Here is a 10,404-nt window from a genome sequence, read left to right on the forward strand (position 1 = left end):
CAAACCGCTCCTTTTTTATGAGTGAATTTTTACTCATTATAAATTAAAAAAAACGGATTATCAAGACTCAATTCCATTTGCGTAGTCTGATCTCCAGGCTCGGCATATGTTGAACAAAATAATCTCCATGGCAACTCTCCACTACATTCTGCTTAATCATGGAAGATATTTAGTTCAACTTGAAGACAAAAGCGGCAGCAATGCCGCCTATGTCCCTGAAGGAATAGCCTTCAGAATTCCTACACTCTCCCAATGGTGCTATTCCTCCTGTTGCGTACATGAAAAGTTACCTTCGTCCCTGTACCTAGCTCACTTTTGATATGAAGTCCTGTTCCGAAGTGCCGTTTTAATCGCAGATCCGTATTTATCAATCCGACACCCGACCTGCCATCTACTTTTCTCTCTAATATTTGTTGCACTTGAACTTCGTCCATCCCCACCCCGTCGTCTTCAACGGTTATCTCCGCATGCGTTTCATGGACAGAAATCCGAATAAAGATCTTTCCCCCGCGAGCGCGTTTCATAATGCCATGTCTTATTGCATTTTCAACCAGAGGCTGGATCGTAAGAAAGGGGACTCTCAATTCCTCGCAGCCGTCTGTCTCCCAAAAAACCTGCAGCCTTTCTTCAAACCGGACCTGCTCAATGTATAAATAAGAGCGCACTAGACTTAGTTCCTCATCGATCGAAACAAGTTCATCCATATTTTGAAATTTGAATTTATTTCTCAAAAAATTGCCGAACTCATCAAGCAAATTACGCATCTTATCCAGATTAATGGTACTTAAAGCTGTGACTGCATTCATTGCATTAAATAAAAAATGAGGCTGGATTTGCGCTTGCAGCCATGCAGCTTCTAGCCGCAGCTGTTCCCGGACGGATTGTTTAATCGTAGTTAGCGCCTCTATCCGCGATTTTATTTCTATTGCTTCCACCGGTTTAGTTACATAATCGTTTGCTCCCGTTATAAAACCTCTTTGAATATCAATCGGTTGGCTTCTTGCGGTAAGGAGCAAAATAGGGAGCTCCGTAAGTGTAAACCGCTCACGAATCAAACGCGTCAGCTCGTAACCAGACATTTGCGGCATCATAATATCAGAGATGACCAGATCCCATTCCTTTGTATCCAGTACAGCCAACGCTTCTTTACCGCTCGTTACCATCGTTACATCATATTCGTCCGGCGGCAGTATAGCTTCAAGCACTTGAAGGTTGACCGGATCATCATCCACAATTAATAGGAGCGGACGGTCCCGATTCATTTCCAATAAAGTAATTGGTTTCGTAGGCGGGAGGATATCCGCTTCTTCCATAGTTATCGGGACTTTTTCCTGAATCGGTATAGGTGGCGAGACTCCCTGTTCCAACAGGCTAGCAGCATCCTCCTCGTCCTCCGCTTGCAAACTTGCCAGCTTTAACGAAAATGTAAAGGTTGAACCTTCTCCTAATACAGAGGACACATCCAATCGGCCTCCATGAAGCTCAACCAATTGCCTGCTTATACTCAAACCTAACCCAAAGCCGCCTTCAATCAGGGTCTCACTCGTGCTGGCTTGCTCATACGGACGGAACAGGCGCTTAAGCATGTCTTCATCCATCCCGATCCCGGTATCCGAAATGACGATATAAGCTCGTTCGTCCTTTGCATAAGCTTGAATCGAAATGATCCCTTCGTTCGTAAATTTCACAGCATTATGAAGCAGATTGAATACGATTTGAATTACCCGGTTTTCATCCGCATGTACCGGAGGACAATCTTCAGGAATCTGATTTACGATGATTACAGATTTCACTTCTGCATTTAATTGCAGCATATCAATTACGCCGGTCACGATCGGCTGAATAAGGATGGCTTTTTTCTGTAGACGCGGATTGCCTTCCCGTAAACTCATCACATCTATCAGATCGTCTAATATCAAGGTCAGCCGGCGTCCTACGGTTAAAACCGTTTCAAGCTCTTTGACACTTCTTTCCTGCAGCAAATGCCGTTCCCTTTTTAAAACGGATTGTGACATGTTAAGAATGCTATGAAGCGGATTTTTAAATTCATGAGAAGTATTTGCCAGAAATTGATCCTTATGGTCATTCATTCTTTGCAAGGTTGTAGCAATCTCTTTCGTGTTGGCATGCATGATAAAATAACCCTTAAACCATACAGAGGCTAAACACCCCATCGAAATAATCAGATCAAACGGATAGTAGACAAGACTCCATCCGCTTTCCCGCCAGAATAACGACCAAAGAAAATGGTGAAGCAGAGCAAGAATAGAAATAAGCAGTAATAGATTGCTCTTTATATCCTTGATTACTTTTTTTAAGATCGCAATCATCGTGATAACTGCAGCAATACCGCCCCACAGAAAATAAACCGGAAAGAGCATGATCACCTGATGGGGATCTAAAAACAACGTAATGCCGGCAGTGCCTAAAGTCAGCACCCTATATACCGGGTATATCCTGCTCCAATAAGGAAGTTCGCGATGGTTCGTACACTCGAGCAATGCATAAGCTCCAATAACTAGAGCCGCATTAGCCAGCCGAAAATCCCAATCGCTGCCCATGTAAAATAATTGGTGGAACAACTTCTCATCATTACTCAACACATTAGTAAGGGTTATACATAAAGCGAGCAAAGAAAAATAAAGCAGCTTCTTTTCCTTATCTCCCAGTACGAACAAAATAAGCGCATAGGCAGAATGCATAAGGAATATAATCGCTGCCAGAAGCTGCATAGAAATGGAGGCTTTCATTTCCTTCGCAATTGCTTCTTCCGAACCGAATTTAATAGACCGGACGATGCCGCTGCTTCGACTATCCACATAATTGGCCGCCTGAATCACTAGTTCGATGACGCCGTTTTCGTCTGCCGTAAAAGCTGCAGAATAAGGCAGGTTCTTCGCCGTATATTCATCCTTCGATTCCGCCACACGTCCGGATTTGGCAAGCAATCGGCCATTTACATATAATTCCGACGAGGTTCGTACGCTGGGTACACGTATACTATAATTCAGATCCTTTTCGGGATTTACATAAAGACGCAATCGATAAGAAGCAAATCCGTATGGAGTTGATTTTTCGGCATGCAGAGCTTCGTTCCATCTACCCGGAACCTGAATAAATGTCGGCTCATTCCCCCCTTGCCGTTCGCCAACCATCAACCATTGCGAGGGATACAACTCCCATTCCCCATCAAGTAAGAGAATGTCGCCATCTTCGGCATTCCAGTCGCGCAAATTTAACTGCCCGTTTTTAATGGGCTCCAGTTTTTGATCGCGAAACGATTCCATCCACAAAAAACGAAAACCGGATAAAATAACTAATAATATCCCTATTCCTATTAGAATATGGCTCTTTTTCATTTGGAATTTTGGTGCATGATAGGCCAAGACGTTTTCCTCTCCTAGTCATGGATAGAGAAGTCCATTCGTCTATTATACAGCTATACCTAGCCGAGGAAGTAGTTTCTTCTATTTTAATGCAGCCCAAGCAGCCGGAATCATCATTCAATCGCGGGGAAAAAACAGGCGGACCGTCTTGCTTTGCTCTCCCCTCCTGTCGTGCACCGTAGGGGCACGGAGCGATCCGCCACTCAGCCGGACACCCCCCTCTGCATGCGTCGGTATTGAACAGGAGACAAATGAACCATTTCCTTGAACACTCGACCGAAATACGCGATGCTGTCGAAACCGACCTGCTCGGCGATGCGCAGCACCTTCCATTCCGTTTCCCGCAAAAGCCGCTTCGCCTCATTCATCCGGACGTGATTGACGTAATCGACGAAGGAGAAGCCGGTAATTTCTTTAAAAACGCGACTCAGATAATAGGGGCTTATATAAAACGTTTCCGACAGATGGGTCAGCGTGAGAGGTTCGGCGAAATGAGCTTCGATATAATCTGTAATATCCGCTACTTTGCGGTGCAGGGGAGAATCCTCGGGCGGCACCGCTTCCGTATACTTGCCGCAGCAGCGGGCCAGGTGGACGAGCAGCTCGACGACGAGCGCCTTCAGGCACATTTCATAGCCGTCCGATTTGCTCCTCATCTCCGCGATGGCGCGAAGCAGGAGCGCTTCTACATACTTGCGGTCTTCCTCTTTCAAGCGAAGCGTCGGGTTCGGACTGCGAAACGGCTTCAGCAGATCCAGCTTCGACTCCATCGCCCGCGACCGCTCCAGAAACGAGTCGGTGAAATTGAGGACAACGCGCTGGTGCTGGAGAGCGCCGGCAAAAAGCGTGCGATGCAGCACGGATTTGGGAATAAATACAAGATCGCCCTGATTCACCGAATAGACTCGGTCTTTGATGAAATACGATCGCTGCCCTTTGAGCAAATAATAGACCTCGTATTGGTCGTGGACGTGTCCGGTAATATTGTACGGGCCGTTCTTGTGCGAATAGGACAACAGAAATTCGTCGTCGTTGTAGCCGTAATGGTCGACGATGCTGGTGCCTGCTAATGACAACGCGTCCCCTCCTCACGTGCACTTATCGGATACCCAAATTATAACAAAGGTCACTCACGGAAAGTTAGCAAAATAGGTAAAGAAAAATTAAAGTTTCGCAATATTCTATACAGATTCCGTTTCGGCACATGCGCTACGATAGAAACACCGGGCGAAACGCGGGAAAGACGCAGAAGGGTTCAGGGAGAACACCGCTGCTTGGCCGGATGCAACGGGATGCACGATGAAAAATGTAAACCAACACATCTATGGAAACGGAGATGGCGGACTATGACCTTGCGCCTGTATCTGATTCGCCACGCGCAGCCCGCAAGCCAGGAGCCCGGCTACGATGGAGGACCGAATCCTCCACTTGGCCGGAAAGGACGGCTTCAGGCCGAGCGGGTCGGCAATCAAATGAAGCTTTGGGGCGTCGACGCGATTTACTCCAGCAGCATGCAGCGGACGCTGGAGACGGCTCGGCCGATTGCCATGCAAACGGGGGCTCCGTGGTACGTATGGCCCGCTCTGAGCGAAACGGACCGGCGGGGCTGGCCGCGAGTCCGGGAACTCCTGGAGGCGGGGCTGAAACTCGAGAGGTCCGTGGAGGCCGAGCTGCGGCTCGCCCACCCGAACCATGTTCCGTTAAACACGCTGCGCGAGCGGTTCGGCACATTCGAGGCCAACCAGCCTTTTCCATGGCCGGACGAATGGTGGATGCCGCTGGAGGACGAAACCCGCGAGCAAGCCTACGGGCGGGCCGAAGAAGCATTGCACGCATTGGTCGCCCGCTACCGCGGAACAAACGCGCGACTCGCCGTCGTCTGCCACGGCGCGCTTGGCTCCGTGCTGCTCTCGCTGCTCGCGAGCTGCCCTCCGGGGGACCATAACTTATTCAGCCAAGCCCATGCCGCGATATCGGCCGCCGACGTATTTGACGGCTATAAGCAAATCAAATTCGTAAACTATGTAGGTCACCTGGAGCCGGAAGATGTAACCGAGGGCGTAGATTTCGGCACGCCCGGCTAATATCCGAACACCGTTATAAACCGACTACTTCAAGGAGGTATAACGAATGATTAGCAAAAACAAAACATACGCCGTAACCATGTGCATTCTAGCCGCTTTAACCGCCGCTTTGACCGGCTGCCAGCAATCCGGGAAAACGCAAACCCCAAGCGCGCCGCCGGTGAATGAGCCGATCAGCACCGAGCCGGTCAAGCTGACCGTATTCAAGGGCCAGGCGATCAGCGACGAAGAGTGGGACCAACTGCTTGTGCAGCCCCTTAAGAAAAAATATCCGCACATTACGCTCGAGCCGCTGAGCGGCAATTTGCCCGATATTATCGCTTCGGGTATCGTCCCGGATTTGCTGACGCAGTTTAACGGGTATGCGACCGATTTTATCCCGTACAATTTGTTGATGGACTTGACTCCTCTTCTTGCGAAGCACAAAATCGACCTGAATCGGTTCGACCCCGTTTACCTGGACGCCCTGCGGGTGCTGTCGGACAAAGGAGAATTGTACGGCTTGCCGTATTCGACCCAATTCAACGCGCTGTACTACAACAAAGATTTGTTCGACCGGTTCGGAGTCCCCTATCCGAAGGACGGTATGACTTGGGAGGACGCGGCGCAGTTGGCCGAAAAACTAACCCGCCTGGAAGGGGGAACCCAGTACGTCGGGCTCAGCTACGAGCATATTTCCCGCCTCTCCTCCTCCTTGTCGCCCGACATTGTGGATATGAGAAAGGAAACCGCGACTGTCAATAACGACCTATGGAAAAAGGTATTCGTGCTCGGACACCGGATCAATTCGATACAGGGCAATGTGTCGACCGGTAACGATGAGTTCATCAAAAACCGCAGAGTGGCGATGTACGCGACCGTCAATTTGCTGACCAAATTGACGGATGCGGTCAAAAATGGGCTGAACGTCGGCCTTGCGCAATATCCGAGCTTCAAGGAGCAGCCGAACGTATACGGCTACGTGGACGCGCATTACATGCTCATCTCTCGGCAGAGCAAATACAAGGATCAAGCCATGCAGGTCATTGAACTGTTCACGTCCGACGAGGTACAGCGGCAGATGACCCGCAAGTTCGCCCGCCTCTCCCCGCTGCAGAACACGGAGCTGAAAAAGCAGCTGGCCGCCGACATCCCGCAATTCAGCGGCATCGACATCAGCTCGATTTTCAAAAGCAAACCTTCCCCTGCGCCGGCTTTCTCCAAACATTACCGGGACGCGCGGAAAATTCTAATGGCCAAATACGATGAGTACAACACAGGACAAAAGGACGTCAACACCGCGCTGCGGGAAGCCGACGAGGAAATCAACAAAATGATAAGCGGCGCCAAATAACCGCGGTCGTTGCCGGATACCGGCAACGACTGCCGCTTTCGGGAGGAACCGACTTGAAGGCTTTGCTAATCTCTGATATCCATGCGAACATTTATGCGCTGGAAGCCATATGGAAGGCCGAAAGCGATTGCGACGTCGTGTACTGCGCAGGCGACCTGGTCGACTATGGCCCGTTTCCGCGGGAAGTGCTCGACTGGGTGCGGGAACATCGGGCGGTATGCGTGCAAGGAAACCATGACAGAGCGGTAGCCGCTGCTTACCGAGACAGCGATACGCTGTGGAGCCTCGCCGATGGCGAGCTCTGTTGGAAACATTGCAATGCGCGTTTGCTGACGGAGGAGGACGTGCAGTTTCTGGAGTCTTTGCCCGAATCCTTGCCCTTCCTGCTGGATTCCATCGGTTACAGCCTCCAGCATATGTATACTGGGTACGAAACGATCGTCAGCTTGCCGCAGTTTGCTGAATATTGGCACATGCGTACGCAAGGGGATAGCCGCGTCGGCAAAACGGCGGAACGGCGGCTCATCTTCGGCCATACGCACCGGCGATGCGTCCATTATTTGAGCGACCGCGAGCTGTGGCTGAATCCGGGGAGCGTGTCGTACCGCCGAAAGGACGATCAGACCCGGATCGCCCATTACATGACGATTACGGACGGCCGCATCGAGCTGAAAAGTGTGGACTATGATCGCACCCCGCTGTACCGGACCGTATCCGGCATGAAGTTAAGCGAAGCGGAGAAGACGACGGCGCTCGGATTTTTCCGTTAAAAATTCGTGCGGCTTCTTCCCGGCTTCCTCCAATCCCCGTTACTCTACACTTTTTAAAGATTCGATCATATTGATTTGGGTTACCTTTCTCCTGAGCAGCAAGTTGGCCAGAATGGTAAGTAAGAATGCAAAACTAACAGCTGCCGATACTATGAAAATGTTTAATTGGTCCGGGATTTGTTGATGGGCGCTAGAGAGTGCCTTTACAATAAGCGTGTACATATAGCCGCTAATCGGTAATGCAACTAGTACCGCAAATGTCGTTAGGATGATGTTTTCAAAAAAGAGGAGTCTGTTAATTTTATTTTTGGGATAGCCTAGTACCTTCAGTGTGGCAAGCTCCCGATTCCTTTCATACATGTTGATGGAAGATATCGTATAGATGGCGCCAAAGGAGAGTATGACGGCACAAATGATAAACATGATAAAAACAAAGCTGTTTTGCTTCAGAATATATTGAGCTGATTTCTTCAGATCCTCCTTATCCGTAATCTTGTCTACGCGAGGATCTTGCTCAAAAAAGGTACGAATGTTTACAAGATCTGCAGCGCTGCCCGCTTCAATCATAAGCGAGGTTGGATTGTAGTTGATGCCAAAGCTCTTTAAGTAGGCTGGCGTGCTATAAAACGACGGATTCGAATATTGGGTAGATATATGTAAGACCTTCATCTCGATCCTCTTCTTATTAAATTCAGGTGCTGTAAACTTGATCTGGATGAGATCCCCTTCCGCAATATGGTATTTGTCGGCATAAGATTGGGGCACCAGAACGCCATGGTCTTCCAAAAAAAGTTCATTTTTATGTTCATCAAAGAAATGAATGAGATTGTTTTCCTTGGCAGTAACCGTTAAAGTGGCCTTTTCTTTTTTATCCTCTTTGATAAGTTCAACAGGAAAAGCGGATACATCATATTTTTGTTTTATTCCGGAAGGGAGTTTGGACGCATCGGGAGATGCTCCCAGCTCATAATCCACTCTTAAATCATAAGCGTAAACCTCTTCAACCTGATTAGCTACTTGCAGCAAGGCCGCTTGCGTGCTGAAGGCATTTATTAATAAAACCGTGCTTGCCACAACACCAACCGAGCTCACGACAGCTTTTTGTTTATTCAATAAAATATTTCTCAAAATGAGTTTGTAACTGAAGGAAATACGACTCCAAATCCCCGGAATTCGTTCTATAAGAAGTGTTTTCATCTTCTTGGGCGGTTTAGGCCGCATAGCTTGAGCCGCACGTTCCTTTAATACGGTTCTCCCGCTTAAGTAACACGACAAGAGTCCAAAAGCACTGGAGAAGACAATGGGGGGAAGGATCGAGTAAAACGAAAGGACAAACTGAATGTCCGGCAACGAGTACGACCTTGAGCTCGACCCCGTTACTAAAGGAATAAATACAATATTGGCTACGAAGCAGCCTAGAAGGGAGCCTGTAATCCCCGCCAGCAAAGGGTAGCCCATGTAATGAAGCATAATCGTTCTGTCCTTTGCACCCAACGCCTTCATCATACCTACCTGATTTCTTTGCGAATCTATAATCCTCGACATGGTAAGGAATAGGATAACAGCTCCTATCAAAAAGAGAACCAAAGGGATAACCTTGCTCATCCTATTATTATTATGTATCGTTTCCTTTAGTTTCGAATAACTGAACGTCCTTTCTTTACTTACCTGGTCTACATAGGAAAGCGGTTTGGATTGTGCTTCAATGGATTTGCCTAATTGGTCCAGATCATAACCTTCTTTGGCATCGATCAGAACTTCATTATAGGAGAAGCCGTATCCCATTTCAGGAATCGTCTCTTCAGCCACATAAGCTACTCCGAAGTTTTTATGGTCTTGTATTTCATTCTTTTTGACATATTCAACATTCTCACCCAAACCGCTAATGGTAAAGGTGTAGTCTTTATTATTTGAGCTTATCTGGATTATATCGCCGACACGATACTGATGCTCTTTGGCATAATGGGAATCTAACAAAATCTCCCCTTTCTTCGACGGGACCCGGCCCTCCATCATAGCAGGCGTATTGATTTCATTCTTCACCGGTATTGAATGGATTTTTATGGAAGCTTCATACCCTTCAAACGCTTGCGTGGCGTCCAGCGTATAACGTCCTTCTATTTTCTGTATCCCTTCTATTTCGCTTAAACGAGCCACGTCCTGCTTGGATAGTTGACTGTAATACACATTCAAATCGCTTAAATTATGTGCTTTAAAATAAGCCTTCGCATAAGCATCAAGGGTACCGCTGTACGTGACCAGTCCCGCATAGAAAAAAGCTCCTACTGCAAGTACCACAACAATGGCTATGAACTGCCCTATAGATTGTCTAATATCCCTTACTAGTTTTAATGATAATTTCATCATTACCACTCAATCCCTTCCACGCTTTGCTTGACCTCATTGATCGCAACACTTTCTATCCTTCCGCTTTTGACTTTAATAATTTTGTCCGCCATCGGGGCAATGGCTGAATTATGCGTGACCAGGACGACGCACTTTTTCGTTTCCCTGTTTACATCTTGAAGAAGCTTTAGAACGGATTTGCCGGTCACGTAATCCAGAGCTCCTGTCGGTTCATCACAGAGTAAAAGTAAAGGGTTTTTGGCGACAGCTCTGGCGATTGCCACTCTTTGCTGTTCTCCGCCAGAGAGCTGGGAAGGGAAGTTTTTGATTCGATCCTTTAATCCGACTTTGTGTAAAATATGGTGCTACAAGATGTCAAGACAGTTTTTTTAGATTATTAAGGTGTGAAAACCTTCACAATACTTGTTCCCCTTGCCCCGAAGGGGCAGGCAGTTCGTTTCCAGAATTGGGAATCTGATCGCTGA

Annotated in this window: 6 protein-coding genes and 1 pseudogene; 3 read left to right on the top strand and 4 right to left on the bottom strand. The window is 47.9% G+C overall.

The features are described 5' to 3' along the window. Nucleotides 1–239: 239 nt before the first annotated feature. Nucleotides 240–3,359: an ATP-binding protein gene (locus PV433_RS25170; protein ID WP_442951574.1), complete on the bottom strand. Its 3,120-nt coding sequence runs from the start codon at nucleotides 3,357–3,359 to the stop codon at nucleotides 240–242. 230 nt (nucleotides 3,360–3,589) lie between these two features. Continuing rightward, a complete protein-coding gene (locus PV433_RS25175) occupies nucleotides 3,590–4,462 on the bottom strand; it encodes an AraC family transcriptional regulator (RefSeq protein WP_332074768.1) in 873 nt (290 codons plus the stop codon). Nucleotides 4,463–4,732: 270 nt separating this feature from the next. Between PV433_RS25175 and PV433_RS25180 the strand changes: the two genes are divergently transcribed. From PV433_RS25180 to PV433_RS25190, 3 genes are read left to right on the top strand one after another with little or no spacing between them, the layout of a single operon-like run. Further along, nucleotides 4,733–5,470 carry a histidine phosphatase family protein gene (locus PV433_RS25180; protein WP_332074769.1) on the top strand — a complete coding sequence of 246 codons (738 nt, stop codon included), beginning with the start codon at nucleotides 4,733–4,735 and terminating at the stop codon, nucleotides 5,468–5,470. A 46-nt stretch (nucleotides 5,471–5,516) separates the two neighbouring features. Next, nucleotides 5,517–6,803 (top strand): ABC transporter substrate-binding protein, encoded by a 1,287-nt coding sequence (locus PV433_RS25185; RefSeq protein ID WP_332074770.1) that lies wholly within the window; start codon nucleotides 5,517–5,519, stop codon nucleotides 6,801–6,803. 53 nt (nucleotides 6,804–6,856) lie between these two features. Continuing rightward, a complete protein-coding gene (locus PV433_RS25190) occupies nucleotides 6,857–7,573 on the top strand; it encodes a metallophosphoesterase family protein (protein ID WP_332074771.1) in 717 nt (238 codons plus the stop codon). Nucleotides 7,574–7,612: 39 nt separating this feature from the next. On the opposite strand, the gene PV433_RS25195 is transcribed toward PV433_RS25190, so the two are convergent. Both PV433_RS25195 and PV433_RS25200 read right to left on the bottom strand, forming a co-directional pair. Continuing rightward, nucleotides 7,613–9,940, bottom strand: coding sequence for an ABC transporter permease (locus tag PV433_RS25195; RefSeq protein WP_332074772.1), 2,328 nt, complete (start codon nucleotides 9,938–9,940; stop codon nucleotides 7,613–7,615). Further along, a pseudogene (locus PV433_RS25200) lies at nucleotides 9,940–10,278 on the bottom strand (ATP-binding cassette domain-containing protein); the annotation flags it as partial. The gene PV433_RS25195 and the pseudogene PV433_RS25200, both read right to left, overlap by 1 nt. Between the last annotated feature and the right edge of the window lie 126 nt (nucleotides 10,279–10,404).

The organism is Paenibacillus sp. GYB004, from assembly GCF_036577605.1.
GTDB lineage: Bacteria > Bacillota > Bacilli > Paenibacillales > NBRC-103111 > Paenibacillus_AB > Paenibacillus_AB oceani.